Origin of the sequence: Paenarthrobacter sp. NEAU-H11 (assembly GCF_050573415.1) — a bacterium.
Classification (GTDB): domain Bacteria; phylum Actinomycetota; class Actinomycetes; order Actinomycetales; family Micrococcaceae; genus Arthrobacter.
Window position 1 is genome coordinate 139,665 of sequence record NZ_JBNZGA010000005.1, and the last position, 26,340, is coordinate 166,004.

At 64.2% G+C, this 26,340-nt stretch carries 28 protein-coding genes; 9 read left to right on the top strand and 19 right to left on the bottom strand.

Annotated elements, in window-relative coordinates:
- Window positions 1–108: 108 nt before the first annotated feature.
- The 4 genes from ACQ3DC_RS08610 to ACQ3DC_RS08625 all read right to left on the bottom strand — a co-directional run bounded on the left by ACQ3DC_RS08610 (window position 109) and on the right by ACQ3DC_RS08625 (window position 3,282).
- On the bottom strand, window positions 109–1,050 hold the full coding sequence (locus tag ACQ3DC_RS08610; RefSeq protein WP_421093065.1) for an SPFH domain-containing protein: 942 nt from the start codon (window positions 1,048–1,050) through the stop codon (window positions 109–111).
- 33 nt (window positions 1,051–1,083) lie between these two features.
- Window positions 1,084–1,548, bottom strand: coding sequence for an NfeD family protein (locus ACQ3DC_RS08615; protein WP_157242303.1), 465 nt, complete (start codon window positions 1,546–1,548; stop codon window positions 1,084–1,086).
- Window positions 1,549–1,673: 125 nt separating this feature from the next.
- On the bottom strand, window positions 1,674–2,555 hold the full coding sequence (locus ACQ3DC_RS08620; protein WP_430752002.1) for a putative RNA methyltransferase: 882 nt from the start codon (window positions 2,553–2,555) through the stop codon (window positions 1,674–1,676).
- Between the two features lie 46 nt (window positions 2,556–2,601).
- A complete protein-coding gene (locus tag ACQ3DC_RS08625) occupies window positions 2,602–3,282 on the bottom strand; it encodes a peptide deformylase (RefSeq protein ID WP_321213567.1) in 681 nt (226 codons plus the stop codon).
- Window positions 3,283–3,340: 58 nt separating this feature from the next.
- Here ACQ3DC_RS08625 and ACQ3DC_RS08630 point away from each other — a divergent pair, with 58 nt between their 5' ends.
- Entirely contained in the window at window positions 3,341–3,754 is a 414-nt protein-coding gene (locus ACQ3DC_RS08630) for a nuclear transport factor 2 family protein (RefSeq protein WP_430752003.1), read from the top strand.
- 35 nt (window positions 3,755–3,789) lie between these two features.
- On the opposite strand, the gene ACQ3DC_RS08635 is transcribed toward ACQ3DC_RS08630, so the two are convergent.
- The 7 genes from ACQ3DC_RS08635 to ACQ3DC_RS08665 form a co-directional block, all read right to left on the bottom strand.
- On the bottom strand, window positions 3,790–4,938 hold the full coding sequence (locus tag ACQ3DC_RS08635) for an FAD-dependent oxidoreductase (RefSeq protein ID WP_430752004.1): 1,149 nt from the start codon (window positions 4,936–4,938) through the stop codon (window positions 3,790–3,792).
- Window position 4,939: 1 nt separating this feature from the next.
- Window positions 4,940–5,635: a class I SAM-dependent methyltransferase gene (locus tag ACQ3DC_RS08640; RefSeq protein WP_430752005.1), complete on the bottom strand. Its 696-nt coding sequence runs from the start codon at window positions 5,633–5,635 to the stop codon at window positions 4,940–4,942.
- Between the two features lie 5 nt (window positions 5,636–5,640).
- On the bottom strand, window positions 5,641–6,852 hold the full coding sequence (locus tag ACQ3DC_RS08645) for a type III polyketide synthase (RefSeq protein WP_421093061.1): 1,212 nt from the start codon (window positions 6,850–6,852) through the stop codon (window positions 5,641–5,643).
- 221 nt (window positions 6,853–7,073) lie between these two features.
- Entirely contained in the window at window positions 7,074–7,511 is a 438-nt protein-coding gene (locus ACQ3DC_RS08650; protein ID WP_430752006.1) for a hypothetical protein, read from the bottom strand.
- Between the two features lie 125 nt (window positions 7,512–7,636).
- The gene (locus ACQ3DC_RS08655) at window positions 7,637–9,220 is read right to left on the bottom strand and encodes an esterase/lipase family protein (protein ID WP_430752007.1); all 1,584 of its coding nucleotides are present in this window, start codon (window positions 9,218–9,220) and stop codon (window positions 7,637–7,639) included.
- A gap of 575 nt (window positions 9,221–9,795) precedes the next feature.
- Window positions 9,796–10,611 (bottom strand): AfsR/SARP family transcriptional regulator, encoded by an 816-nt coding sequence (locus tag ACQ3DC_RS08660; protein WP_430752008.1) that lies wholly within the window; start codon window positions 10,609–10,611, stop codon window positions 9,796–9,798.
- 335 nt (window positions 10,612–10,946) lie between these two features.
- Window positions 10,947–11,420: a VOC family protein gene (locus ACQ3DC_RS08665; RefSeq protein ID WP_321213572.1), complete on the bottom strand. Its 474-nt coding sequence runs from the start codon at window positions 11,418–11,420 to the stop codon at window positions 10,947–10,949.
- Between the two features lie 72 nt (window positions 11,421–11,492).
- Here ACQ3DC_RS08665 and ACQ3DC_RS08670 point away from each other — a divergent pair, with 72 nt between their 5' ends.
- Together ACQ3DC_RS08670 and ACQ3DC_RS08675 are read left to right on the top strand one after the other, a co-directional pair.
- Window positions 11,493–11,894 (top strand): DUF3054 domain-containing protein, encoded by a 402-nt coding sequence (locus tag ACQ3DC_RS08670; protein WP_430752009.1) that lies wholly within the window; start codon window positions 11,493–11,495, stop codon window positions 11,892–11,894.
- A 108-nt stretch (window positions 11,895–12,002) separates the two neighbouring features.
- Window positions 12,003–12,284 (top strand): Lrp/AsnC family transcriptional regulator, encoded by a 282-nt coding sequence (locus tag ACQ3DC_RS08675; protein WP_321213574.1) that lies wholly within the window; start codon window positions 12,003–12,005, stop codon window positions 12,282–12,284.
- A gap of 21 nt (window positions 12,285–12,305) precedes the next feature.
- On the opposite strand, the gene trpD is transcribed toward ACQ3DC_RS08675, so the two are convergent.
- Window positions 12,306–13,361, bottom strand: coding sequence for an anthranilate phosphoribosyltransferase (gene trpD, locus ACQ3DC_RS08680; protein ID WP_370460725.1), 1,056 nt, complete (start codon window positions 13,359–13,361; stop codon window positions 12,306–12,308).
- A 148-nt stretch (window positions 13,362–13,509) separates the two neighbouring features.
- Between trpD and ctaE the strand changes: the two genes are divergently transcribed.
- From ctaE to qcrB, 4 genes are all read left to right on the top strand, one after another.
- A complete protein-coding gene (gene ctaE, locus ACQ3DC_RS08685; RefSeq protein WP_323057139.1) occupies window positions 13,510–14,148 on the top strand; it encodes an aa3-type cytochrome oxidase subunit III in 639 nt (212 codons plus the stop codon).
- Window positions 14,149–14,234: 86 nt separating this feature from the next.
- Entirely contained in the window at window positions 14,235–15,023 is a 789-nt protein-coding gene (gene qcrC, locus ACQ3DC_RS08690) for a cytochrome bc1 complex diheme cytochrome c subunit (protein WP_321213577.1), read from the top strand.
- Window positions 15,024–15,121: 98 nt separating this feature from the next.
- Window positions 15,122–16,195 (top strand): cytochrome bc1 complex Rieske iron-sulfur subunit, encoded by a 1,074-nt coding sequence (gene qcrA / locus ACQ3DC_RS08695; RefSeq protein WP_157242294.1) that lies wholly within the window; start codon window positions 15,122–15,124, stop codon window positions 16,193–16,195.
- Window positions 16,173–17,843: a cytochrome bc1 complex cytochrome b subunit gene (gene qcrB, locus ACQ3DC_RS08700; protein WP_430752010.1), complete on the top strand. Its 1,671-nt coding sequence runs from the start codon at window positions 16,173–16,175 to the stop codon at window positions 17,841–17,843. Before qcrA ends, qcrB begins: the two co-directional genes overlap by 23 nt.
- A 119-nt stretch (window positions 17,844–17,962) precedes the next feature.
- Here the strand turns inward: qcrB and ACQ3DC_RS08705 are convergent, their stop codons facing one another.
- Window positions 17,963–18,733: a GntR family transcriptional regulator gene (locus tag ACQ3DC_RS08705; protein ID WP_157242292.1), complete on the bottom strand. Its 771-nt coding sequence runs from the start codon at window positions 18,731–18,733 to the stop codon at window positions 17,963–17,965.
- Window positions 18,734–18,896: 163 nt separating this feature from the next.
- On the opposite strand from ACQ3DC_RS08705, the gene ACQ3DC_RS08710 reads away from it, so the two are divergent.
- Window positions 18,897–19,190 (top strand): HPr family phosphocarrier protein, encoded by a 294-nt coding sequence (locus ACQ3DC_RS08710; protein ID WP_321213579.1) that lies wholly within the window; start codon window positions 18,897–18,899, stop codon window positions 19,188–19,190.
- 74 nt (window positions 19,191–19,264) lie between these two features.
- Here ACQ3DC_RS08710 and ACQ3DC_RS08715 read toward each other — a convergent pair whose 3' ends face one another.
- From ACQ3DC_RS08715 to ACQ3DC_RS08735, 5 genes are all read right to left on the bottom strand, one after another.
- Window positions 19,265–19,666 (bottom strand): cytochrome c oxidase subunit 4, encoded by a 402-nt coding sequence (locus tag ACQ3DC_RS08715; protein WP_430752011.1) that lies wholly within the window; start codon window positions 19,664–19,666, stop codon window positions 19,265–19,267.
- A 2-nt stretch (window positions 19,667–19,668) separates the two neighbouring features.
- Window positions 19,669–21,390, bottom strand: a complete 1,722-nt coding sequence (gene ctaD / locus ACQ3DC_RS08720) for an aa3-type cytochrome oxidase subunit I (RefSeq protein ID WP_321213580.1) — start codon at window positions 21,388–21,390, stop codon at window positions 19,669–19,671.
- A gap of 10 nt (window positions 21,391–21,400) precedes the next feature.
- Window positions 21,401–22,273 (bottom strand): aa3-type cytochrome oxidase subunit II, encoded by an 873-nt coding sequence (gene ctaC, locus ACQ3DC_RS08725; RefSeq protein WP_321213581.1) that lies wholly within the window; start codon window positions 22,271–22,273, stop codon window positions 21,401–21,403.
- A gap of 186 nt (window positions 22,274–22,459) precedes the next feature.
- The gene (locus ACQ3DC_RS08730) at window positions 22,460–22,849 is read right to left on the bottom strand and encodes a HesB/IscA family protein (RefSeq protein ID WP_066275924.1); all 390 of its coding nucleotides are present in this window, start codon (window positions 22,847–22,849) and stop codon (window positions 22,460–22,462) included.
- Window positions 22,850–23,051: 202 nt separating this feature from the next.
- Window positions 23,052–24,494: a dipeptidase gene (locus ACQ3DC_RS08735; protein ID WP_430752012.1), complete on the bottom strand. Its 1,443-nt coding sequence runs from the start codon at window positions 24,492–24,494 to the stop codon at window positions 23,052–23,054.
- A 92-nt stretch (window positions 24,495–24,586) separates the two neighbouring features.
- On the opposite strand from ACQ3DC_RS08735, the gene ACQ3DC_RS08740 reads away from it, so the two are divergent.
- Window positions 24,587–25,186, top strand: a complete 600-nt coding sequence (locus tag ACQ3DC_RS08740) for a DUF3043 domain-containing protein (protein WP_430752013.1) — start codon at window positions 24,587–24,589, stop codon at window positions 25,184–25,186.
- A gap of 77 nt (window positions 25,187–25,263) precedes the next feature.
- Here the strand turns inward: ACQ3DC_RS08740 and ACQ3DC_RS08745 are convergent, their stop codons facing one another.
- A complete protein-coding gene (locus tag ACQ3DC_RS08745) occupies window positions 25,264–26,334 on the bottom strand; it encodes a quinone-dependent dihydroorotate dehydrogenase (RefSeq protein ID WP_430752014.1) in 1,071 nt (356 codons plus the stop codon).
- Window positions 26,335–26,340 lie beyond the last annotated feature (6 nt).

The window sequence follows — 26,340 nt, forward strand, 5'->3', positions numbered from 1 at the left end:
CACAATTATACCGGCGTAAGGCCGGAACAGCCAAAAGAGGGGTCCGTTCAGCACGGACCCCTCCTCGTAACCGGCAAGGACCGTCAGCCGGTCCTCCGGCCGTAGCGCCTAAGGCTCCGACGGTTTGGCCCCGACTTCGTCGAACAGGCCGCCGGCGGATTCCGGGGTGGTCCCGCCCAGGGCGTTGCCGATTCCCTTGAGTGCTTCGCCGACTTCACTGGGAATGATCCACAGCTTGTTGGAGGAGCCCTCCGCCAGCTTGGGCAGTGTCTGCAGGTACTGGTAGGCCAGCAGCTTCTGGTCCGGATTGCCCTTGTGGATGGCGTCGAAGACCTTCTGGATGGCCTGGGCTTCGCCGTCGGCACGGAGGATGGCCGCCTTCGCATCACCTTCCGCTTTCAGGATGGAGGCCTGCCGCTGGCCCTCAGCGGTGAGAATCGCTGACTGCTTGGTTCCTTCGGCCGTCAGGATGGCCGCGCGCCGGTCGCGCTCGGCGCGCATCTGCTTCTCCATCGAGTCCTGGATGGAGTGGGGCGGATCGATTGCCTTCAGTTCCACGCGGGAAACCCGGATGCCCCAGCGGCCCGTGGCCTCGTCCAGGACGCCGCGCAACTGTCCGTTGATCTGGTCCCGGGACGTGAGCGCCTCCTCGAGGTTCAGCCCGCCCACCACGTTGCGCAGCGTGGTGGTGGTCAGCTGCTCCACGGCCTGGATGTAGTTGGCGATCTCGTACGTGGCGGCGCGCGGGTCCGTGACCTGGAAATACACCACGGTATCGATGGAGACCACCAGGTTGTCCTCGGTGATGACAGGCTGCGGCGGGAAGGAGACCACCTGCTCGCGCAGGTCCAGCAGCGGCAGGAGCCGGTCAACGAAGGGAATAAGGATGGTCAGTCCCGGATTGAGCGTCCGCTGGTATTTGCCCAGCCTTTCAACAACACCAGCCCGTGCCTGTGGAATGATCCGGACCGCCCGGACCAGGACAATAATCACAAACACGATCAGGACCACCAGCACAATGGCGAGTGCGGCTCCTCCTGCGTTATTCATACATTTCCTTCTTCCCCAATTGATCAGGCTGTATCAGGACTTGGTGTCGGGTTCGGATGCTGCCGAAACCACGGCGGTGGCTCCGTCTATGGCGGCCACCACAACTTTTTGGCCGGCGGGAAGGACTCCTGCCGCTGAGCGGGCGCTCCAGATATCGCCGCCGATTTTGACCAGGCCGCCGTCTGAGGAGACGGGTTCCATGACCACGGCCTGTTCACCGATCAGCCGGTCAACATTGGTGCGCTGCTCGGACGGACCCTTCTTCAAGTGGGACAGGGCCACCGGCCGGACAAAGGCGATCATAAGCAGGGAGACGACGCAGAAAACCACAATCTGCAGCCAGAGGTCAGCGCCGGCGAAATCAGCCACCAGGGCGGCGAGGGTTCCTCCGCCGAGCATGATGAAAAACAGGTCAAGGGTGATCATCTCGATCACTGCAAAGGCGAGGAAAGCGGTGAGCCACAGTGCCCACCAGTTTTCGCCCAACCATTCAAACAACATGCTCCCCCTTCGCTACGGGGAGCCGCTACCGCGGACCCTCCAGCAACTGTTCTTCCATCCTAATGCTGGCAGCCTTCCTATGGGCGGGCCGCCGGGAGTTGGCGGGGATAGTGGCCAAGTCGTTACTGCGTCCGGGCCGTCGCGGGGCGGAAGACTGTGAGGCGGAACCGCGCTTCGGCCAGGACGGGCTCCGGCTGGCCCTCCAGCCGGGCGGCGATGGCGGTGCGGTCGCTGTGATGCCCCGCCGGTCCCATGAACGCAAGGTCTGCTGCCTCCTGGCGGGTTAGCGCAAGGGGGAAGTCGATGTCCCGGGCGCTTTCGATCGTGAAGTGCGGCTCCATTGCCCCGGCCAAACGGTTCTCCTTGCCTTCTTCGATACCGAGCATGCCGGCCGGCTCCGCAATGGAGGCGAGATGACCGGACCGGGGTGTCACCACGGCCAGCAGGCCCGCTGGCCGCAGCACGCGTGCGAACTCCGGGGCGTTCCGGGGCGCGAAAATAACCGTGAGCGCGTCAACCGAGTTGTCCTTCACCGGCAACGGCTGCCATACGTCCCAGGCGAGGTTTACCGCCTCCGGGTTGAGCCGCGCAGCGCGCCGCAGGGCGAATTTCGAGATGTCGAGGCCAAGGGCGGCCACCTCCCGGCCGTTGGCCGCCGCCGCATCAAGCAGAACGCGCAGGTAGTGTCCCGTGCCGGTTCCTGAGTCCAGGACGACGGCGTGGTCCCGGGGCAGGGATGGGACGACGGCGGCTGCCACCGCCTCTGCCAGCGGCAGGTAGTGCCCCTTCCCCAGGAAGTTGAAGCGGGCCTCCACCATCTCCGCGGTGTCCGCTTCGAACGCGGTGCCTTTTCCCACCAGCAGGTTGAAGTACCCCTGCCTGGCGGCGTCGAAGCTGTGGGAAGAGCCGCAAAGAAGGCGGCCGTGGCCGGAGGGATGCGGTCCCGCCGGCTCCAGCGGCTGGAAGCACACAGGGCACAGCAGGGGAAGCTTGGGAGCGGGCATAGCCACCATCTTAGGGCGGCCCGCCCGGCGCCCCGGATGGGTCCGGCTATGAGCCGGCGACGCTGACCGGGCCGGTATCGAACCCGAGCCCTGCCCGAGCCTTGCTGATCCCCGGTTCCGCCCAGTGCGCGGCGTACTCCGCGTTGCTGCTGAGCGACCGCAGCTGGGCCCGGTCCACGTACAGGACACCGTTCAGGTGGTCGGTTTCGTGCTGCACGATCCGGGCCTGCCAGCCTGCGAACTCCCGCTGCACCGGTGAGCCATCGGGTGCCTGGAAGTCCAGCAGGACGTTTTCGGGTCGGGTCACCACTGCCTGGAGCCCGTTCAGGGAGAGGCAGCCCTCGTAAAAGGAGGCATACTCCGTTCCCAGCGGCGTGTACCGGGGGTTTAGGAGTGCCAGGAACTCCAATGGACGTCGCTTGCGCAGCGCAGCGGCCTCCGGATCGACGTCGAACTGGTCCTCGACGACCGCGATTTGGAGGGGGATGCCGAGCTGCGGCGCCGCCAGTCCCACTCCGGGGGCCTCGTGCATAACCTGCCGCATGAGGGCGATGAGGCGCTCCAGCTGGTCGGAGGAGAGTTGACCGTCAAGGGCGGCGGCGCGCTGTCGAAGTGCGGGGTGGCCGGCCTGCACGATTGGCGGGAGCGTTCCGGCCGAAAGGATCCGCTCCACGGTTTCCCGGATCTGTTCATCGCTGGCGGTGGTCTCCGGCGGGATGGGGTTCATGAGGAAAGCCTACTGGCCTCCGTCATCCTCCCGGCCGCAGTGGGTTAGTGTCGTTTCCATGGCTGAAGACCCTTCCCTGAGCATCTCCCCGTTGGATCGGGTCCTCGGATTCATCCGGGTTCTGGAAGCAGGCGGAGGGGCCGCTGAGATCAGGCCTTTCCTGGCGGACACCTTCGTGCTGGTGGAAGCACCGCACCTCCTGGCTCCGGAAGGCTCCACCCGCACGCTCGCTTCGGTCCTTGCCGGCGCGGACCAGAGCTCCGAGGTGGTCTCGGACCAGAAGTTCCATATCAGGCGCACCACCTGTGAAGGCGGAAGGGTGGCCGTGGAGGCAGACTGGTCAGCGACGGTCCGGATGGACCTCCGCTTCTGGGACCGGGGGGAAACCATCCGGGCCCGGACGTCGTCGGTTTTTGAGGTTGCTGACGGAAAAATCGTGAGCCAGGACAGCTACGACTGCTACTTCCGCTGACTCCCGCCGGGCGCCATGTCCGAGCGTTCCCGGCCCTACTGCATGGTGAAGCGCCGGGCCGTCCACCGGTTCATAGCCGGGATTGAAGCGGCCCCTCCGATGGCAAGGTTGCGAAACCTAAGGAGCGGCGCAGGCAGCGGACGTCCCAGCAGCATGTTCACTTCGGACTGGCGCCGCGCGATCACAGCGGCACGTCGCCGCCCGGCGTCGAATGCCTTCAGCCGCCCGGCCACTGGATTTCCCGCCACAGCCTCCCGAACCACGGGAGCCAGGGCCTGGGCGTCCAGCCAGCCAAGGTTCATGCCCTGGCCGCCGATCGGGCTGATTTCGTGGGCGGCGTCGCCCACCAGCACTACACGCCCGGCCACGATGCGCCGGGCCATTGTGGAGCGGACGCTGAAGGCGCTCAGCATGGTGTTGGTCCGCACGTCAGGGAGGATTCCCGTCCGCCGCAGGACCAGGCGTGCCAGCCGGCCGGCGTCGGCTCCTTCCGCGGGCTGGCCGAGCCGTACCACCCAACGCCGCAGCCCGCCCGGGAGCGGAAAGGATTCTACGATCCCCTCCGGCTCGAGGAAGAGGACAGCCATCTGCCCATGGCGTCCGGAGTCGGCGAAGTCGCCCATCAGGTAGTGGTCCGGATAGGCCTTGGTGCGGACGGGCATACGGACGGCATCGCGCAGCCGTGACCTTGCGCCGTCGGCGGCGACCACAATTGACGCTTCAAAGCTGCCGCCCCCTGCCGTTGCGTCGCTGGAAGGTTCGACGACGACGGCGGCCGAAGCGCCGTCGTCGTTCACTCCTGTGACGCGCACGCCCCTGACGATGGCCCGGCTGTCGAGGGCAACGACGCGTTCCTCGAGGAGTTGTTCCGTCCGGTACTGGGGGAGGGCCAGCACGAACGGAAAGTCCTCCGAAACGCCTGCGAAGGACATGGTGCCCACGGTCCTCCCGCCGCTGAGGGCCATGCCCGCACGGATCGGCACGCCCTCCCGCACCATGGCATCGGCCAGGTGGACGCCGTCCAGCGCCTCGAGGGCGGGAGGATGGATCCCGATGGCGCGGGTGTGGATATTGCGTTCCGTCCGCTGCTCGAGGAGCCGTACGGAGACGCCCTCCTGGAGCAGGGAAGCCGCCAGGTAGAGGCCCACCGGGCCGCCGCCGACGATGACCACGTCTGTTTCCACGTCAGTCCCTCGAAAAAGCGAGGACCTGGTGGAAGGCGCTGCTCGGCCTGACCACCCAGCCGGGGGGAGCGACGGCCGCCAGTTCCCGGCGCGAATAGCTGCGCCGGATGGACGTGAGCCCGTCCGCGCGGATGAATGAATGCCGGAAGGGCAGGGCGGCGGCACTGAAAAGGGCATAGGCAACCGGGCTGCGGCGGAGATCGTTGTGCAGCACGGCCCTTTCGGCCAGAACTTGCGAATGCGCCAGCAGTTCCTGGAGTTGTGCCTCAGCAAGGTGGTGCAGGACATGGTTGGAAATCACGAAGTCGTACTGCCTGCCCTCGCTCACCAGATCGGCGCTGTGGGCCTGCCGGAAAGTGAGCCCCGGGACTTCGGGGCGCCGCTTAGCGAAGGCGGCGGCCCGGGGATCGGGATCGATGCCCGTGATGTGCAGGGCGAGGTGGTCGCGCGCGGCCCAGCGCCACAGCAGGGTTGGGAGATCCCCTCCGCCTGAGCCAATGTCAAGGAGCGTCACGGGCCGGGAGCTGCCGGCCAGGAAAGGACGCAGCTCGCGCACATACAGCCGGCGCCATCCGGAGAGCATCCGGTTTATGACAGCGAACTGGCGGTACGTGTTGTCCAGGGCCTGCGGGTCGCAGTCGGGCAGGTCCATGATTTCCACCGCCCAGGCGGCGCGCCGCCGCAGCAGGAGATCCACGGGGATCAGGCCACCGGCGCTTCCACCGGCAGCCCCTCCTGCACCTGTTCCTCTGGAGAGTTGTGCGCCGGCCGGGTGGTGCGCGGCGCTTGCCGCAGTTTCGTGAAGACCGCCGTTTCCACAGTGAGGCCGGGGCCGAAGGCCATGGAGCAGATCCGTTCGTCACCCGGCTCCGGGTCCTGTTCCAGGATGTGCTTGATGACGAACAGGACGGTAGCGCTGCTCATGTTGCCGTAATTGCGGAGGACCTCGCGGGCCGGAACCAGCTGTTCCTGCGTGAGGCCGAGCCTGGACTCGACTTTGTCGAGGATGCTGCGGCCGCCCGGGTGGATGGCCCAGTGGCGGATGGAGGAATAGGGGAGTGCTGCCAGTTCCGGTTCCCGCGCCAGGAGGGGCGCCAGTGCCCCGACGATGTGGTCGTCGATGATGTGCGGGACGTAGTTGCCCAGGACCATTTCGAATCCGTGGTCGCCAATGTTCCAGGCCATGGAGTCCTCGCCGACGGGGGTGAGGACTGTTTCAAAATGGTCCAGCTGCATCAGCGCGTGGTCTTCGGCGCCTTGCCGGGCAGTGACGACGGCGGCTGCCGCACCATCGGCGAAAAGTGCTGACCCCATGATGGTGTCGGGGTCGTTGGAGGTACGGACGTGCAGCGAGCACAGTTCGGCGCAGACCACCAGGACAACGGCGTTGGGGTCCGCTTCGCAGAACAGCTTTGCTGCGCGCAGCGCGGGAAAGGCCGCGTAGCAGCCCATGAAGCCGAGGTGGTAGCGCTGGACCGCTGGATCCAGGCCGAGCTCCCGCACGATTTTGTAGTCGGGCCCCGGGTTGAAGAATCCCGTGCAGGAGACTGTCACCAGGTGAGTTATGTCAAGTAAATTGAGTTCCGGGCAGGCGTTGACGGCGGAACGGGCGGCTTCGACGAAGAGCTTGGTGGCTTCCCGGCCGAAGATCTCATTCCGGGCTTTGGTGCCGGGGTTCAGGAGGAGGCCGGTGGCGGGGTCGTAGAACTGCGGATCGTCCGAGCGGAATTCGTTGGTCAGTTCCTCGACGGCGGTAAAGCGGGTGTCAATGGCCGCTGAATCGAAGCACGTGTTCACCAGCCGGGAACCAAGCCTGGACAGGCCAGGCTGGGCCGCAAAAACATCCCGGGCTTCGGATTGGATCAGCATCGTTTTCGGAACTGCAGTTTCAAGTGAACGCACGTAGACCGTCATTGGTTCATTCTTAGCGAGCCCTTGGAATAAGGCAACGGTGGGCGGCCCGGTGACCTGCGGAGTTGTCCGATCCGGGCGGATGCGCCCGGCCTGGTGGACCCACTCTTCCAGGACCTTAACAGAACGCCGATAATCTACATTATGTCAAGTAGAGTCGAGTCCATCTGCCATGGGGAGATGCACGCCCTGCTTCACGTTCGGATAATTCCGTGGGTTGGGCTTCATGGAACTTTGGGCGGCTTCGTCGACCCCAGGCGTTCGGCCAGCACCGGAGGCCCCGGCGCACCCAACTGTTCCACCCTCCAGGCATCGGGGAAGAACCGGCTCCGCACCTGCTCAGGCGTGATGCCAGGAGGCAGCAAAACTGGATCGAAGGCAAGCTGGTCTTCGAAGAGCAGCAGGTCCACGTCCGCCGGCACGAAGGCCCGCACCCAGGCCACCAATTCGATCATCGGCGCGGGCGGAGCGCTGATCACGAACGCGGTGAGGTCATCGCTGAGCCCTACATCCCAGGCGTCCGAGTAGCCGACTCGCGCCAGCCGTCTACCGCGGCGCTCGAGAGGCTGTCCGATGTGGTCGCGCCGCAGTGCTCCGAAGACGCCTTCGCGGTCGAACCGCCACTCAGCCCCGTTGACCACGACGAAGGTGTAACCGCCCACCGTCACCTCCTGTCCACGAAAGCCCCTACCTGCTTCTGGCACAATTCTGGCATCCCGCCCTCGCGGACGGCAGGCACCAGTGCGTTCGGAACTGCACCCCTCCCCTGCGGCTGAAGCGGTCGGTCTCAGAATGAAAGGGTTCTCGGGGTCACGGTGAGGTTGATCCCTGCATGCCGTCCCAGCAGGTCCCGGGAGGCCTCCGGGACGTCTATGCGTCCGCTCCAGCGGTGAACGGTAGGGTCTATGTCCTTCAACTGGTCCCTCTCCCCCGGCTCCCAGTCCCGAAGGGCCGTCGGGATCACGCTGTTCCAGGCAGCCCATGCCCTCGGCAGCGGCCGGTCTTTTGCGGGAGGTTCGATGTCAACCACCAGGGTGTCCTGCCAGTCCTCGGTCTGCTCCAGGTGGTCGTCAAAGAAGAAGTGTCCCTCCTTCTCCCTGATGGACATCAGCCGGAGCCGGAGCGCATGACGAAGCCGGGGTACCACCCTGCCGCCGACACGCGGCCGTGGCGCCTTGGAGGAAAGGAAAGTCGTCAGCAGCGGAACCGGAGAATCGATGGGGTCCCCTTCCCGCCAGTGCTCAATCTGTACCGGACAGAAGTGGGACGCACTCTGCTCGTGGACCATGACCGGCAGTCCCCTGATGGCCAGCGCGACGTCAAGCTGGAATTCGACGTCGGCAGGAGCGTCCCTGCCGACCGTGAAGCCGACCAGCTCCACCTCGACCTTAAGGTCGCCGAAGAGGAAGCGCTGGAGGTTCTGGTAGCCCTCCTCCGAGTTGACGATTCCGTACCGTCCGCTGTGGCTGCGGTGCACTACGGCCAGCGGCGCGCCCCGGACTGCAGCGTTGTCGATCTGGACCAGCCCGTCACTGCGGGCACCCACCGCCTTGGAGGACAGACCCAGGGCCACATCGTAGTCCTCCGGATTGGAACCGACGAGGCAGAACAATTCGTCCACCGGGAAGCCCTCCTCGGGCATCTCGGTTGCGATGAATTGGTCGCGCGTCAGCGTCCTCCTGAGGGCAGGAGGGGTCAGGTACTCGTACATCCGGTCAGGGCCAAAAATATCCGCGCCCTGGAGCCCCGTGGCGTCGCGAATCTTCTCCAGCAGGCCAAAACCGATGGCGAAACGGATTCCACCGTGCGGCGTTGCGTAGGTAAAGACCCTGGCAACAAATCCGGCTCCCGCGGCGGCGTCTACATTGCCGTCCTGCCCGGCGAGGCTTTCCGGGATGACCCGTTGCAGAAGCGAGCGGCAGATCAGCCCGCCCATGGAATGGGCCACCAGGAAGACCTTGGGCGCGCCGGTCTTCTCCAGCACAAGCTTGATCAGCTTGAACAGGTCGCGTGCCGCATCCTCGAAGGAGAAGTTTTCCGGGTCCGCGCCAAAGGTATCTGCTGACACGTCGTAGAAGCGGTGGATCCACACCGACGCCGGGTTCACCGAGCCGGCGTCCGCGCTGTTCAGAAAGGCCCATTGGTCACCGTGAACAGGGACCTCGTACTTATGGTCGCTCACCAGCCGCAGCATCGGAGACTCGAACTGGTGGAACTTCGCCCGGCCATTGCTGTCAGCCCTGACGTGCACAGAGCCCTGACTGAAGCCGTAGAACGGGTCATCGACGGCGGTATTGACGGCGGTGCCTGTTCCGGCGAAACCCCGGACGTAGATCACGGGCAGCCGGCCGTCGTCGCCAGGGAACCCCATACTGTCCCTCCTTAGGCAACAGATCAGGACTCTGCCGTGCGCCTTGCAGCGTACGGGTCTTGGCCGATTGGACCATCCGCGGCGTTACCGCAGCGTTACTGCTGCCGGTTCCTCCGCCGCGCCCCGCGGGTCCCAGTGCCGGTGCCGTGGGGGTTAACGGCTCAGCGGTGTACGGGGGCGGGAGCCCCGCCGGGCAGGACTAATCTTGCGTCAATATTTCGGAAACGCGAGCCAACTCCTGATTTTCCTCCACCAAGATCAAAGGAACCAAGAGGAAGGCCTCCATTCAATGGAGGGCACCTCTGGCGGCCAAGGGATCGGCGCGGCAGAAGCCTGGACCTTCCCACAATCATTGAGCCAGGACGGGAGAGGTGACCGCGGTGATGCAAGACCACCATTGGTCCGAGCCCGCGGGCGACCAGGGACCAGAGCAGGAGCCCCCCTCCGCCGGCTTCATGGTCATTCGAACCTGGCAGGAGCCCGGCCACCCACAGGGGTTCCGCGCGAGGATAACCTACGGACAGACTCCCAGCAGCACTCAAAGCACCGTGGCCACAGCCGACCCCGCGGAGGTCCTAAGCGTGGTCAAGCGCTGGCTGGCCGCTCAGCCAGGGGTGACCGGGCGGAACTGACCGTTCCGTCCCCAAACCTGGCCGGCGCTCGAGGGGCCCCGTGAGAAGCCCGCTGACCGATTCCGAAGGCAGTAGACCCATGTCTTCCCCAAGCTGCTTCCGGTAGCGTTCGTAAGCCCTGAGCGCGGCGGCGGGATTGCCGTGCTGCAATTCAGCCTGGATAAGGAGACTGACGGCAGTTTCATAGAGCGGCTCGATCTCCACCGCCGCCTCGGCGGCTGCCTCTGCCGTACCGGTGTCCCCCACGGCAAGTGCATGCGAAGCGACGGCTACGTAAGCCCGTAAGCGGTCCTGCTGCAACCGGCTCTGTTCAACCATCATCCAGTCCTCGTACCAGCCGGGAAGCAGCTGCGCGTCATGTAGTCCGTCCAGCAGGGATGCAGGGTCGGCCTGCAGCCCTGCGCCGCCCAGGGCCCTGGCCTGAAGCCGGACCCGCCTTAGGTCGACATCCACGTCGTCGCTGAGGTACAGCATCCGGCCCTCATTGACGATCAGCCCGGGCACTTGGCGGGAAATCAGATGCACACTGACGCGCAGGCTCTCCAACGCCTTGGAATCCGGATACTCGGGCCATAACAAGCCGACGAGGTAGTTACGGAGAAGCGGACCCTTGATGGCCAGCGCCGCAATCAGCCGCTGCTGACGCGTCGCAACGTGCACAACCACGCCGTCCCGGCAGAGACGCCAGGACCCGAGCAGTTCCAGTTTCAATTCTCCATAGCCGTCGGCGCCCATGGGAACCTGATTTCGGTTCAGCAAAACGTGTGATGGATGGTACGAATGAGCATCCTCAGGACGGTCGGTCCTGTCAATGGGGCCATCCCCATACTTCCTAAGGGAGAGGTCCCTCTCCGAAGCGGAGGCAACGCGGACGGAATCTAGCGCCTGGACCCGATCCCGGCGCCAACCACGGCCCCGATCCCAAGTCCCAGTGCAAAACCAAGCAACGGACTGTCAAAAACCGCGAGCCCAAGGGTAATTCCAACAGCACCGCCAACGAGGCAACAGATCCACAGTGGCTTGTTCACAGGGCCTCCGGCAGATACTTCGGCAGCGCAGGCCGACCGGAGATTACTGCGGATTTCCCGGCAAGGTCACCCGTCATAGGCTTTCTGCAGTTCGGCGATGTCCAGCTTGCGCATCCCCAGCATGGCCTGCATGGCCCGCTGAGATCCGTGGGGGTCGGGTCCCGCGATCAAGGACGGCAGGATTGAGGGTATGACCTGCCAGGACAAACCGAAACGGTCCTTTAGCCAACCGCACTGGCTTTCTGAGCCGCCGTCGGTCAGGGCTGCCCAGTACCGGTCCACCGCGGACTGGTCCTCGCAGTCCACCACGAACGAAACAGCCTCAGTGAAGGTGGATCCCCGGGCACCATTCAGGGCAGTGAACCCCCTTCCTTCGAGTTCAAAGTCGACGGCGATTGCTTCGCCTGCCGCGCCCGGTCCGCCCTCACCGAACCGCGAAACGTTGAGGATTCTTGAATCGTCGAAAACCGAAGTGTAGAACTGTGCCGCCTCTTCCGCCTGGTTTTCGAACCAGAGGCAGGTCCCGATCTTTCGTGGCATGGTGGCTCCCTTCCGGCTTGAGCCTAATGCCGCGGTCCACGTCACACAACGGCCGGCGTTAAGCTCGGATCCATGACTTCCCGCAACATGAAGACCGCAAATCCGTCCGCCTTCCGCCTGACTCTGGCAGCGGCGGCGACCGACGCCGCCATGATCCTGGTGTTCGCCGCCGTCGGACGTGACGCCCACCAGCGCGGCGAAGTGGTGACCGGTGTGCTCCTGACCGCCTGGCCGTTCCTGGCGGGTGCTGCGCTGGGATGGATCATTGCGAGGGCATGGCGGCAACCCCTCTCGCTACGGCGCACCGGCCTCGCCGTTTGGCTCGGCAGCGTGGCGGGAGGGATGGTGCTGCGCGCCCTGACCGGCCAGACCGTGGTGCTCCCGTTTGTCATAGTGGCTTTGGTCAGCCTGGGGGTCCTGCTGCTTGGCTACCGCTTGCTGCTGGCGGGGTTCAGGCGCCGCCGCCGTGCCTGAACAGGACGGGACACGACGATCCGGCCGCGCGCGACTGCCAATGTAATAGGCTGGCAGCAGAAGCTTGCCGGGCACTGCTACGGCGCAACAGATCCGGAAGGGTTCAACGTGATCACTGCATTTGTCCTGATCAAGACCGACGCTGCCCGCATCCCTGAAACTGCCGAGGAAATCTCCTCGATCGAGGGGATCAGCGAGGTTTATTCCGTAACCGGAGAATGGGATCTCATTGCCGTGGCCCGGGTCCACCGGCACGAGGATCTGGCGGACGTCATCGCGGACAGGCTTTCCAAGGTCCCTGCCGTGGTCCACACCACAACCCACATTGCCTTCCGCGCATATTCGCAGCACGACCTGGACGCGGCGTTCTCGCTGGGCTTTGAGCAGTAGCCAGTAGGGAACTGACCTTGCTCACCGGGCGGTGAGCGAGACCCACTTCCCAAGGACGGCTGCGGCGGCCCCGGTATCAATGGATTCGGCAGCGCGGGCAAAAGCCTTCCGCATCCGGTCAAGGAAGGGGCCCTCGGCCGATTCGTCGAAGGCCACCAGCCCGGCCGCCGCATTGACCAGGACGGCGTCCCTGGCCGGGCCTGCCTTGCCGGCGAGGACCTCGCGGACAACGGCTGCGTTTACCTCTGCGTTTCCACCCCGCAGCTGTTCCACGGTGGCAAGGCGGATGCCCAGGTCCTCCGGAGAGAAAGTCAGCTCTGTCACCCGGCCATCACGGATCTCCCACACTGTGGACGGACCCGTGGTGGTGAGCTCGTCCAGGCCGTCGTTGCCGCGGAATACCAGGCCCCTGCTCCCCCGCTGCGCCAGCACGCCGGCTACCAGCGGCGCCATCCTGGCGTTTGCGACGCCGACCGCTGAGGCCTGCACGTTGGCAGGGTTGGTGAGGGGGCCGAGGAAGTTGAAAGCGGTGGGAATAGCCAGCTCGCGCCGGGGAACGGCGGTGTGGCGGAATGAGGGGTGGAACACCTGCGCAAAGCAGAACGTGATTCCGGCCTCTTCGGCGTTGCGCGCCACCTCCTCGATGGTCAGGTCGAGCCGCACGCCCAAGGCTTCGAGTACGTCTGCAGAGCCGGACGACGACGACGCGGCCCGGTTGCCATGCTTGACCACCTTGGCACCGGCCCCCGCCGCGACAAGGGCTGCCATCGTGGAGATATTCACCGTGTTCAACTGGTCTCCGCCGGTGCCCACGATGTCCAGCTTCTCGCCGGAGATGCTCACAGGCCTGGCATGGGCAAGCATGGCCGCCACCAGGCCCGAAAGCTCCTCAACTGTTTCGCCTTTGGAGCTGAGCGCCACCAGGAATCCGGCAATCTGGGCGGGCGTGGCCTCCCCCGACATGATGGTGTCCATCGCCCAGGAGGTGTTGTCCGCTGTCAGGTCAGCACCGCCGATCAAGGCGGAGATCAGGCGGGGCCAAGAATTGCCGGACGGTGCGGAAACCTGTGAAGTCACCTCCTGATGCTATCGAGCGTTGCCGGGGCGTGACCAATGTGAACCCCTCCAGGAACTTTTCCGGGCGATTTCGCGTCTTTGTAGAAAAAGTCCCCCGAAAAGGCGGTTTGCGTTGGGCAGCACGGAGTTTTACAGACATAATGTCTATGTGACATCTGCGACCCATGCCCCCAGTACCCCGGCGCACCCCACGCTGAACCGCCCGAACATGGTTTCCGTTGGAACCGTTGTGTGGCTGTCCAGCGAGTTGATGTTCTTCGCCGGTCTCTTCGCCATGTACTTCACGCTGCGCTCCACGAGTGCGCAGATGTGGGCCGATGAGACAGCCAAGCTCAACTTCCCCTTTGCGCTCGTCAACACCATCGTCCTCGTGGCAAGTTCCTTTACTTGCCAGATGGGCGTCTTCGCGGCCGAACGGCTCCAGCCGCGCCGGACCGGGGGCGCTTTCCAGTTCGCCCGCTGGGGAATGAACGAATGGTTCACCCTGACGTTCCTCATGGGCGCATTCTTCGTTGCCGGACAGACCACGGAATACGCCATGCTGGTCTCTGAGCACGTCTCGCTGTCCTCCAACGCCTACGGCTCCGCCTTCTATATGACCACCGGCTTCCACGGCCTCCACGTCATCGGCGGCCTCATCGCCTTCCTGCTCATCATGGGCCGGTCCTTCGCCGCGAAGAAGTTCGGGCATTTTGAAGCGACCTCAGCGATTGTCACCTCGTACTACTGGCACTTCGTGGACGTCGTGTGGATCGGCCTCTTCCTGGTCATCTACGTACTCAAGTAGCCAGCTTTGATTCTTTTTCTACAAGAGGCAGAATTTCAGGTAGCGGCTCCCGGAGCCGGCGCAGGATCGAATAAAGGAACCACCACGTGAAGGCACTCTCACAAAAGCGGCGTCACCCACTAGCAGCACTAGCGCTGCTCCTGATGGGGCTCCTCATCACGGGTGGGGTATACGCCGCGGCTACCACAGTCAACGAGGCCAAGGCCTCCAGCACTTCCTACAGCGCCAATGACGTGGAAGAGGGCGGCAAGCTGTTTGCAGCGAACTGCGCTACCTGCCACGGGATGGGTGCCAGCGGAAGCCAAGCTGGTCCTTCGCTGGTTGGCGTTGGTGCAGCAGCCGTTGACTTCCAGGTGGGCACCGGCCGCATGCCGATGCAGATGAACGGCCCCCAGGCCATGAAGAAGCCCGTGCAGTTCAACGATGAGCAGACCCGGCAGCTTTCAGCCTATGTTGCTTCCCTGGGTGCCGGCCCGGCGGTCCCTGAAGAAGGCCTGCTCGACGAAGGCGGCGACGCAGCGGAAGGCGGCGAGCTGTTCCGCACCAACTGCGCCATGTGCCACAACGCAGCAGCCGCCGGCGGCGCGCTGACCCGCGGCAAGTTCGCACCCGCGCTGGCAGACGTATCCGGCAAGCACATCTACGAAGCCATGGCCACCGGCCCCCAGAACATGCCTGTGTTCAGTGATTCGAACATCACCCCCGAAGGCAAGCGGGACATCATCACCTTCCTCAAGCAGATCGAAACCACCGGCTCGCCGGGCGGAGCAGACCTCGGATCCCTGGGCCCGGTGGCAGAAGGCCTGTTTGTTTGGGTTGCCGGCCTCGGCGTCATTATCGCCTTCACTATCTGGCTGACTTCCCGGACGTCCTGACCCCTGGGAACCACCACACACTTCTGCTGATCCGTCAGCAGCTTGATATTAGAAACTAACCCGGCACCCGCCGGGACGAGAGAAGGATGAGGCGAATTATGGGCAACCATAGTGACGGCAGTCCGAACCACTCGGGCACCGTAGCTACGGCTGGTCAGAATGAGGTGGAGAAATTCCAGGATCCTGGAATCCCTCCGCACCGTTTGCGCCTGGCTGACACGGACCCGAAGGCCGCAAAGCGGGCAGAACGGCAGGTCGCCTTACTATTTGGCATCTCTGTTGTTGGAACCCTGATCTTCCTGGTGGCGTACTTCGCCATTGACCTGGGAGGCGAAGAATCGAGCATCGGCACCATCCGGCTCCAGAACATGCTGCTCGGCCTTGGCACGGCGTTCGCCATGCTCGGGATCGGTACCGGCATTGTGCACTGGGCCAAGGCCCTCATGCCGGACCACGAAGTTTCCGAGGAGCGCCACGCGATCCGCTACGAGGAGGACCGCCAGGCGGCTGTCCGCATCGTCGATGACATCGTCGAAGAGACGGGCATCAAGCGCCGTCCGCTGATCCGTAACACCCTCCTGGGTGCCGTTGCACTCGCGCCGCTTCCGGCAGTCGCCATCTTCGGTGACCTCGGACCGCGCCCGGACGACAAACTGGCCCACACCATGTGGGCACCCCAGGAAGGCAAGCTCAAGCGGCTTGCCCGTGACCCTGACGGAACGCCGATCAAGGCCTCCGACGTCACCATCGGCTCAGCCTTCCACGTTATTCCGGAAGGGCTGAACGACCTCCACGAAGGCAAGCTCAACGAAAAGGCCAAGGCCGTTGTGCTGCTCATGCGGCTGGACCCGGCATCGCTGAACCCCTCCGAGGGACGCGAGGACTGGGGCTACAACGGCATTGTTGCCTACTCCAAGATCTGCACCCACGTCGGTTGCCCTGTTGCCCTGTACGAGCAGCAGACGCACCACCTGCTGTGCCCGTGCCACCAGTCCACCTTCGACCTCACCCAAGAGTGCAAGGTGATCTTCGGCCCCGCCAGCCGGCCCCTCCCCCAGCTGCCCATCGCAGTTGACGACGAGGGCTACTTGGTCGCCACCAGCGACTTCAAAGAACCCGTAGGACCAAGTTACTGGGAGCGTGATATGCATGAGCGCAGCATCACCAGCTGAGCCGGCTTTCGTCGCCAAAACCAAGACGGGCCGGATTACCGACTTCGTCGATGCACGTGTTGGCGGTTCCGGAATCCTCCGCGAGTTCGGCCGCAAGGTCTTCCCGGACCACTGGTCCTTCATGTTCGGCGAAGTGGCCCTCTACTCGTTTGTCATCCTCCTGCTCTCGGGCACGTTCCTGACATTCTTTTTTGATCCGTCCATGGCCGAGACGCACTATGAGGGTTCATACGTCCCGCTGAAGGGCGTGGAGATGTCCGTGGCGTACAGCTCGTCGCTCGACATCTCGTTTGACATCCGTGGCGGCCTGTATATGCGCCAGGTCCACCACTGGGCGGCCCTGCTGTTCGTAGCCTCCATCGCGGTGCACATGCTGAGGGTCTTCTTCACCGGCGCCTTCCGCAAGCCCCGCGAAATGAACTGGGTTGTGGGCAGCGTCCTGCTCATCCTGGCAATGGCCGCCGGCTTCACCGGCTACTCGCTGCCTGATGACCTGCTCTCCGGAAACGGCCTGCGCATCATCGACGGCGTGATCAAGTCCATCCCGGTCATCGGCACCTACATCTCGTTCTTCCTCTTCGGGGGAGAATTCCCGGGCACCGCCATCATCGGGCGCCTCTACATGCTGCATATCCTGCTGGTGCCGGCACTCATCCTGCTGATGATCGTCCTGCACCTCTTCATGGTGGTCGTCCACAAGCACACCCAGTACCCCGGCCCCGGCCGGAACGACAACAACGTCGTCGGCTACCCTCTGGGTCCTGTCTATGCAGCCAAGGCCGGTGGATTCTTCTTCATCGTGTTCGGCGTCCTGGCCCTGATGGCAGGCTTCTTCACGATCAACCCGATCTGGAACTACGGCCCCTACGATCCCTCCCCCGTATCCGCCGGTACCCAGCCCGACTGGTACATCGGTTTCGTTGACGGCGCCCTGCGCCTGATGCCGGGTGTGATTGGCGACTTCCACTTCGAATACGTCATCTTCGGCTACACCCTCACGCTGAATGTCCTGCTGCCGGCCCTGGTCCCGGCAGGCATCCTGTTCACCATCATGTTCATGTACCCGTGGATCGAACGCTGGGTTACCAAGGACGAACGTGAGCACCACGTCCTGGACCGTCCCCGGAACGCCCCCACCCGTACGGCTATCGGTATGGCCGGCTTCGTCTGGTACTGCGTCATGTGGGCGGCTGCCGGGTCCGACCTCATCGCAACCCACTTCCATGTCTCCCTGAACGATGTGACGTACTGGCTGCGCGCCCTGTTCTTCGTCGGGCCGATTATCGCCTTCGTCGTCACGAAGCGCGTGGCGCTGGCCCTCCAGCGCAAGGACCGCGAGATCGCCCTGCACGGACGCGAGACGGGCCGCATTGTCCGCCTCCCGCATGGTGAGTTCATCGAGGTTCACGCTCCCCTGGACGAGTACAAGCGCTACAAGCTGGTGGGCTTCGAATCGCCTGAGGTTCTTCCCGCCGTGCCGAATGAACACGGCGTTGTAACCCGCAAGGAAAAGCGCCGCGCGTTGCTCTCCAAGTGGTTCTTCGAGGACCGGGTTGCACCTGCAACTCCGGCTGAGCTTGAAGCTGCGCACGGCCACGGCCATGCCGCAGTGGAAGCACCCGAGGAAGCAAAGAGCCTGTCCCACTAAGGCTTACAAAGGCAAACAGGAAGGCCCGGTCCACATGGACCGGGCCTTCCTGTTTGCCTTTCGCGTGTCCGCAGCGCCAGCGCTGCACTCCGTCTGCCGCCGGTGTGGCGGCGGGCGCCTCAGTGGTTACGTGCCCGGCGTGCACCCGGGCGCTGCAGCGGCACCCATAGCTTGTACCTGTCTGCGCGGTAGTAGGAGACCGAATAGTCAACCATGGCCCGGGCTACGAAGGCATGCCGCTGGATCTTAAGGAGCGGCGCACCCACCTCCACGTTCAGCAACCGCGCGGTGGACGGCGAAGCCGCGGTGGCCTCGATCATGTCCTCGCCCCATTCCATCACCAGCCCAAATTGCTCGCTGAGGACGTTGTACAGCGAGGTGGGCGGTTCCCCATCCAGCAGTCCAGGCACCCGGTGGGCCGGAATGAAGTTCTCGTCAACGCTCATGGGTTCACCGTCGGCCAGGAGCAGGCGCCGGAAACGCACCAATGGCGTTCCCTCATCCAACTGCAGCTCGCGTGCAAGGAACGCACTGGCGGCAATCTGCTCAAAGCTCAGGACCTTCGCCGCGGGGACCATCCCGCGTCGCTGCATCTCCTCGCTGTAGGACGTCAGTTTGACCTGGAGATCGAGCTTTGGCCGGCGGACGAACGTGCCCAGGCCCACTACTCTCTCGATCACTTCTTCGCCTACCAACGCATCAATCGCCTGGCGGACGGTCATGCGGGCAAGGCCGAACCGTTCGGCGAGATCCCGTTCAGACGGCAGGGCTGATCCCGGCGGGCAGGAGTCGGCGATGTAGGTACGCAGGATCTCACGCAGCTGGACGTAGATGGCCGTGCCACTGGACCGGTCGATGTCGCCGGTGATGGCTGCCGCACTAGCTGGCATGGATTGTCTCCCCTGCGTTGAAGTTCACCTTCCAATTTTAGGTCAGGTCTAGACCAGCGTTGTTCACCATGCCCAGCCGTTTAGCAGGGCAACGGGGCAGGCCCTATATTTGTCATGAAAACGCGATGTCGACGGAGGGGGCCGTCATAACGGAGGAGTCCCTTTGCCAACACATAACGCCGTGGTCAAAGCATCGGTGGGCCTGCACGCCAGGCCTGCCGCCCTATTTGTACGGGCTGTTACGGAAACCGGTCTGCCGGTGACCATCTCCAAGGAGGGTGGCCCAGGCGTTGATGCGCGCTCCCTGCTGCAGGTAATGGCGGCGGATTTTCACCAGGGATGCATCGTGGAGCTTGGCGTCAGCGACGCGGCCGTCAGAGGCCCTCTGGGCCGCCAGGTGGCCGAGGACGCCTTGCGGGCGCTTGGCGAGCTGCTGGAGTCGCAGGGCGCAGCCTAGGGCGTGCCAGGAGCAACAGAAACGACGTCGGGGCCCCCCCATTTGGGGGGGCCGACGTCGTAATTGGTGAAGCGTTAGTGCGCGTGGTCTCCGCTGCTGTATTCGTACACCCAGCCGATGAGTGCCACTACTGCCAGGCCGGCCGCGATGAACACAATCCAGAAACCGACCGCAAGGCCCAGGAAACCTGTTGCGCACGCGATTCCCAGGACCAGCGGCCACCAGCTCCAGGGGCTGAAGTGTCCCTGCTCGCCGGCGCCTTCGTGGATCTCAGCATCGCTGCGGTCCTCGGGGCGCATACCAACGCGCTTCCCGGTGAAGCCAAGGTAGCCGCCAATCATGCCGGCAAGTCCGCCCACCAGCAGGATGCCGAGGATGCCCACCCATTCGCCCCAGTTGGTCAGGAAGCCATAGACCAGGGACACCGGGACGAAGAAGAAGACTCCGGCACCAAAAATCCAAGATTCAATTTTCATTGTCAGTTGTCCCTCTGGTCGGCGTTTCCGAGTACCTGGGCGGCCGGCGCCGGTGACTCAACGGTGTGGACCTGGCGGAGTTCCGGGTGGTGCAGGTCCAGGGCGGGCCGCTCGGAACGGATCCGGGGCAGCGAGGTGAAGTTGTGCCGCGGCGGCGGGCAGGACGTGGCCCATTCCAGCGAGGCGCCGAAGCCCCACGGATCATCAACCTGGACCTTTTCCCCGTTGCGCCACGTGATGTAGACGTTCCAGAAGAACGGAATCAGGGAGGCGCCCAGGACGAACGATGCCACGGTGGAGAACTGGTTCATCCAGGTGAAGTTGTCCTCCACCAGGTAGTCCGCATACCGGCGCGGCATGCCTTCGACACCCAGCCAGTGCTGGATGAGGAACGTCCCGTGGAAGCCAAGGAACAGCAGCCAGAAGTGGATCTTGCCCAGGCGCTCGTTCAGCATCTTCCCGGTGAACTTCGGCCACCAGAAGTAGAAGCCGGCGAACATCGCGAACACCACGGTGCCGAACACCACGTAGTGGAAGTGCGCCACCACGAAGTAGGAGTCCGAGACGTGGAAGTCCAGCGGCGGGGACGCCAGGATGATGCCGGTCAGGCCGCCGAACAGGAAGGTGATCAGGAAGCCGATGCTCCAGAGCATCGGGGTCTCGAACGTCAGCGAACCGCGCCACATGGTGCCGATCCAGTTGAAGAACTTCACACCGGTCGGAACCGCGATCAGCATGGTCATGAACGCGAAGAACGGCAGCAGCACGGATCCGGTGACGTACATGTGGTGTGCCCACACGGTTACCGACAGTGCGGCGATGGCGATGGTGGCGTAGACCAGGCCCTTGTAGCCGAAGATCGGTTTGCGGCTGAACACCGGGAAGATCTCCGAAACGATGCCGAAGAACGGCAGCGCGATGATGTACACCTCGGGGTGGCCGAAGAACCAGAACAGGTGCTGCCAGAGGACGGCACCGCCGTTTTCCGGATCGAAGATGTGGGCACCGAAGCGGCGGTCGGCACCGAGCGCGAACAGAGCAGCCGCCAGCGGCGGGAAGGCCATCAGCACGAGGATGGAAGTCACCAGGGCGTTCCAGGTGAAGATGGGCATCCGCCACATGGTCATGCCGGGGGCACGCATGCAGATGATGGTGGTGATGAAGTTGACCGCGCCCAAGATGGTGCCGAAGCCGGACAGCGCCAGGCCGAACACCCACAGGTCGCCGCCGATGCCGGGGCTGAACGTCGTGTTGGACAGCGGCGCGTAGGCGAACCAGCCGAACGATGCCGCACCCTGCGGGGTGATGAAGCCGGACACCGCGATGGTGGAACCAAAGAGGAAGAACCAGAAGGCCAGGGCGTTCAGCCGCGGGAACGCGACGTCGGGGGCACCGATTTGCAGCGGCATGATGACGTTGGTGAAGCCGGCGAACAGCGGTGTCGCGAACATCAGCAGCATGACGGTGCCGTGCATCGTGAAGAGCTGGTTGTACTGCTCTTTGGTCTGCAGGATCTGCATGCCGGGCTCGAACAGTTCGGCGCGGATGAGCAGCGCCATGACGCCGCCCAGGCAGAAGAACACGAACGACGCGATCAGGTACATGTACCCGATGGTCTTGTGGTCGGTGGAGGTGATCCAGTTGACGACGATGCGTCCCTTGGACTTAGGAACTACGGAAGCCTCGAGGGTTCCGGCAGGTGCGGTCTGGGTATAAGTAGCCACGTCGCTCCCCTTACTTAATTTCGTTCAGGTTCGGGTTGCGGTCGTACTCGACGCCAAGGAGACCCGTGTTGCCGGCTTCGCGCAGCTCGTTCATGTGGGCCTGGAATTCGGATTCCGACACCACCTTCACGCGGAACAGCATTTCGGAGTGGTACTCGCCGCAAAGTTCGGCACACTTGCCGTCGTAGGTGCCCTCTTTGGTGGGGGTGAACCTGATGTAGTTGGTCTTGCCCGGGATCATGTCGCGCTTCTGGAGGAAAGCGGGGACCCAGAAGGAGTGGATGACGTCGCGTGCGTTGAGTTCGAGGTCAACAGACTTGTTGACCGGCAGGTACAGGGTGGGCAGCTGTTCCTTATCGATGGTGTTGCCCGTGAGGTGCGCCTGCACTCCGGCCTCGTGGACGTCCTCTTGGATGACGTCGCCGGCCTTGTAGTTGAAGTCCCAGGCCCACTGCTTGCCGCGGACGTCGACAACGACGTCGGCAGGCTGGGAGCGGTTGTCAATCGCCTGCTGGTCACGGTCGGTGAAGTAGAAGAACACCACAACCATGAACAGGGGGATGGTCAGGTAAAAGACTTCAAGGGGCAGGTTGAAGCTGGTCTGCCGCGGGAACCCGACGGTGCCCTTGCGGCGGCGGTATGCAACAAGGCACCAGACGATCAGGCCCCAGGTAATGATGCCCACAACCAGGGCGGCAATCCATGAGTTGACCCAGAGGTCCATGATGCGGTCGGTGTTGCTGGTGGTGCCACGTTCAGTGGGCAGCCACCCTTTCTCTACCTCTGGCGAACATCCGGTCAAAACCAACGCGCCGGCAATTGCCAAGCTTGAGATCGTTGTGATCGTTTTGCGTCGGCTGCCGGTTCGGTTCTGCGAACTCACAGACGGCCCTTCCTACTTGTTGCTGTTGTCCGGGCAGCCTTGGCCGCCCCGGGCACACTAAAAGTTTTACTACTCGGTGTAGAGCTTACCGCTCCGCCGGGCGTTTCGCCCACATGTCGGCGCCGTGCCCCCGTACCGATATTTTCGGCAGGAAACCCGGCGCCGGCATCGGGCGAAATAACCGGCTTAGTGGAACGAATCCCCACACGCGCAAGAGCCGCCGGCGTTCGGGTTGTCGATGGTGAAGCCCTGCTTGGAGATGGTGTCCTCGAAGTCGATGCTGGCACCGCTAAGGTACGGAACGCTCATCTTGTCCACGACAACCTCGACGCCGTCATAATCCCGGACTGCGTCTCCGTCCAGGAGCCGCTCATCGAAGTAGAGCTGGTAGATCAGTCCGGAGCAGCCGCCGGGCTGCACTGCAACCCGGAGGCGCAGATCCGTACGGCCTTCCTGCTCGAGAAGACTGCGTACCTTACCTGCGGCGACGTCGGTCAGCTTGACCTCGTGGACGGGCAGTTCGTCACTGGCCGTGCTGGTGGTACCGGTGCTGTTCTCATTGGTTGCGGTGCTCATTTGGCCTACCTTCTTAGGACGGTCTGGCGGCGCCGCGCTGGCGGTGCCTGCCCCTACGGTTTCGGTATGGGCTATAGCTACATGCTACGCGGGGCGGAGGTGTAGCTCTAACTCCTGAACGTAACCATCGACGGCTCCCCGTTGTTCCCCGGGAACAGCCAGCGCCGCGCTCCCATCGTGCCCCGGGTCCCCTGAACCGGTCCTAGAGTCCCTGGTCGTTAATCCGGGCCAGGAGCAGGGCCTCGGCAAGGATGGCCTTGCGGAAATCGCCAAGGTGCAGGGACTCGTTCGCACTGTGCGCCCGGGAGTCCGGATCCTCCACACCGGTCACCAGGATCTGCACGTCCGGATACAGTTCCGTGAGGTCGGCAATAAAGGGAATGGATCCGCCGATCCCTGTTTCCACGGCTTTGACCCCCCAGGCCTCTCCCAGCGCCCACATGGCCAGTGACGCCGCAGGCGACGACGTGTCGGTCAGGAACGGGTTGCCGCTCTCCCCCGGCGTGAAGGTCACCTTCGCGCCGAAGGGTGCGTTTGCCGCAACATGCCGGCGCACAGCCTCCATGGCTTCCTCCGGGACCTGGCCAGGGGCGAGGCGCAGGCTGAACTTCGCCCGGGCGCGGGGCAACAGGGTGTTCGAAGCCGCCTCCACTGACGGAGCGTCGAACCCGATGATGGACAGGGCCGGCTTGGTCCACAACCGGGAGGCGATGCTGCCCGACCCGGCAAGCCGGACGCCGTCGAGTACTGAAGCGTCTGCCCGGTAGTCTTCCTCGGAAAGGTCAACCGTGGCTGTATCCCTTGCCACCAGTCCCTCGATGGCGACATTTCCTTCGTCGTCGTGCAGGGTGGCGATGAGGCGCGACAGGAGGGTGGGCGCATCCAGCACCGGTCCCCCGTACATACCGGAGTGCACGGCGTGGTCGAGGACCTGGACTTCGATGGTTCCGTCCACCAGGCCCCGCAGGCTGGTGGTCAGGGCCGGAACCCCCACCTTCCAGTTGCTGGAATCGGCGACGACGATGACGTCGGCGCGGAGCAGTTCCCGGTTTGCCTCCAGGAAAGAGCGGAAAGTAGGCGAGCCGGCTTCTTCCTCACCCTCAAAGAAGAACGTGACGCCGAGCCCCAGCGAGTTCCCGAGCACCTCCGTAACTGCTGCGTACGCCGCCAGGTGCGCCATGATGCCGGCTTTATCGTCCGCCGCGCCGCGGCCGTACAGGCGTCCGTCCTTCTCGACGGCGGTGAACGGTGCCGTCTCCCACAGACTCTGATCACCCGCGGGCTGGACGTCGTGGTGGGCATAGAGGAGGATCGTCGGCTTGCCGTCGGCGGCAGGCCGTTGGGCGACGACGGCGGGCCCTCCCGGGGTGCCGTCAGGCTTGTTGCAGCCAAGGATCTGGACGTTTCCGAGTCCGGTGCCGCGGAGCAGTTCCGCTACAGCTTCGGCGCTGCGTTCCAGCGGGGCCCGGTCAAAGCTTGGCCAGGCGATGCCGGGGATGGCGACCAGCTCTTTGAGCCGGGCCAAGGTCTGGTTGAAGGACCGGTCTATGGAGCTGCGAAGGTCTTCCGTCCGGTTGTTTCCGGCAAGGCCCGGTGATGGAAGGGCATTATGGTTTTGCGGCGTGCCCGTCGGCAATGAAGTCATGGCAAAACATTACCCGCGTCACATTGACTGCTTGGGACCAACGGTTGGCCTGGGCATGACTTCAGTTCCCCGCCGCAAGGTATTCTGTTCTGGTGTTCGGACGTAAAAAGGAAGCGCCCTCGGCGCAGCAAATAATAGACCAACAGGCTGCAGAGCCGGGGCGGACAGAGGGCTTGAGCGGCAAGGGTGCCCCAACTCCCACGCGTAAGGCACAGGAGGCGGCCCGCAGGCGGCCACTTGTCCCGGAAGACCGTAAAGCCTCGAAGGCTGCCGAGCGCCAGGCAATCCAGGACCAGCGGCTTAAGATGCGCCAGGCGCTGGACACCGGTGACGAACGGTTCCTGCCGCTGCGCGACAAGGGTCCGCAGAAACGGTTTGCCCGTGATTACGTTGACGCACGTTTCAGCCTCGGTGAGTACCTGATGTTCGGCGCCCTCGTATTCGTCCTGGTGTCGTTGGTGGTCCCGGCGTCCAGCGACTTGATGATCTACGTCCTCGGCGGGTTCTGGGTGATGTTCCTGGCCGTCTTCGTGGACGTGTTCATCCTGTCCCGCCAGCTTCGCAAGCGGCTGACCGCCAAATTCGGCGAGTTGGAGCGCGGAACCGTGTGGTACGGCTCCATGCGTTCCCTGCAGTTCCGCAAGCTCCGCCTCCCCAAGCCCCAGGTCAAGCGCGGCCAGTACCCGGCCTGAGCCCGCGGCGCCCTCCAACAGCCAACAAAACCCCGGCGGATATTCCGCCGGGGTTTTTGCTTTGAACCGTTCACGGCCTAGGGCCGGCGGCTCTTCGCCAGTTCGCGGTTGATCCGGGCAGCCCAGAACGGTCCTTCATAGAGGAAGGCGGTATAGCCCTGGACCAGGGTGGCCCCGGCGTCGAGCCTGTCCTGGACGTCCTGTGCCGTTTCAACGCCGCCCACGGCCACCAGGGTGAGGGCGTCACCGGTGACCTGCTTCAGGCGGCGCAGCACGTCGAGGGAGCGCTGCTTCAGCGGCGCACCCGAGAGCCCTCCGGCGCCGCACTTTTCCACCTCTTCCGCCGGCGTGGACAGGCCGCTCCTGGCGATGGTGGTGTTGGTGGCGATAATGCCGTCCAGCTTGAGGTCCAGCGCCAGGCGTGCGACGTTGTCGATATCCTCGTCGCTGAGGTCCGGGGCGATCTTTACAAGCAGGGGGACGTGGCGGCCTGCCGACCTGTCCGCTTCCTGGCCCACAGCCGTCAGCAGCGGCCGGAGCGACTCCACATCCTGCAGCAGCCGCAGGCCGGGGGTATTGGGCGAACTTACGTTGACCACCAGGTAGTCCGCAGCAGGTGCAAGGCTGCGGGCACTGACGAGGTAGTCCTCCACCGCATCGGCAAGCTCCACCGTTTTGGTCTTGCCGATATTGACGCCGATGACGGGGCGCACGCCCCGGTGCCGGCGCTGGAGGGCGGCGCGCGCGGCCTTGAGCCGCGGGGCCACGGCGGTTGCGCCGTCGTTGTTGAATCCCATGCGGTTGATGACGGCGCGGTCCTCCACCAGGCGGAAGAGCCGAGGTTTCTCGTTGCCCGGCTGGGCCTGCCCGGTGATGGTTCCCACCTCAACGTGGCCGAAGCCAAGCTCCGTCAGGGCCTCGATCCCATGGCCTTCCTTGTCGAAGCCGGCAGCAAGCCCGAACGGCGACGGAAAGGTGATTCCGAAGGCCGTGGTCTGGAGCGACGGTGCTGGAGCCGTCAGCTTCGCCAGCACCTTCCCCGCACCGGAGCGATGCGCCAGCCTGATGCCCTTGAATCCGATCTTGTGGGCGCGCTCGGCGTCCATCCATGAAAAGGCCAGCCTGAAGAATGTGGGATAAACGCGCATGCCTCT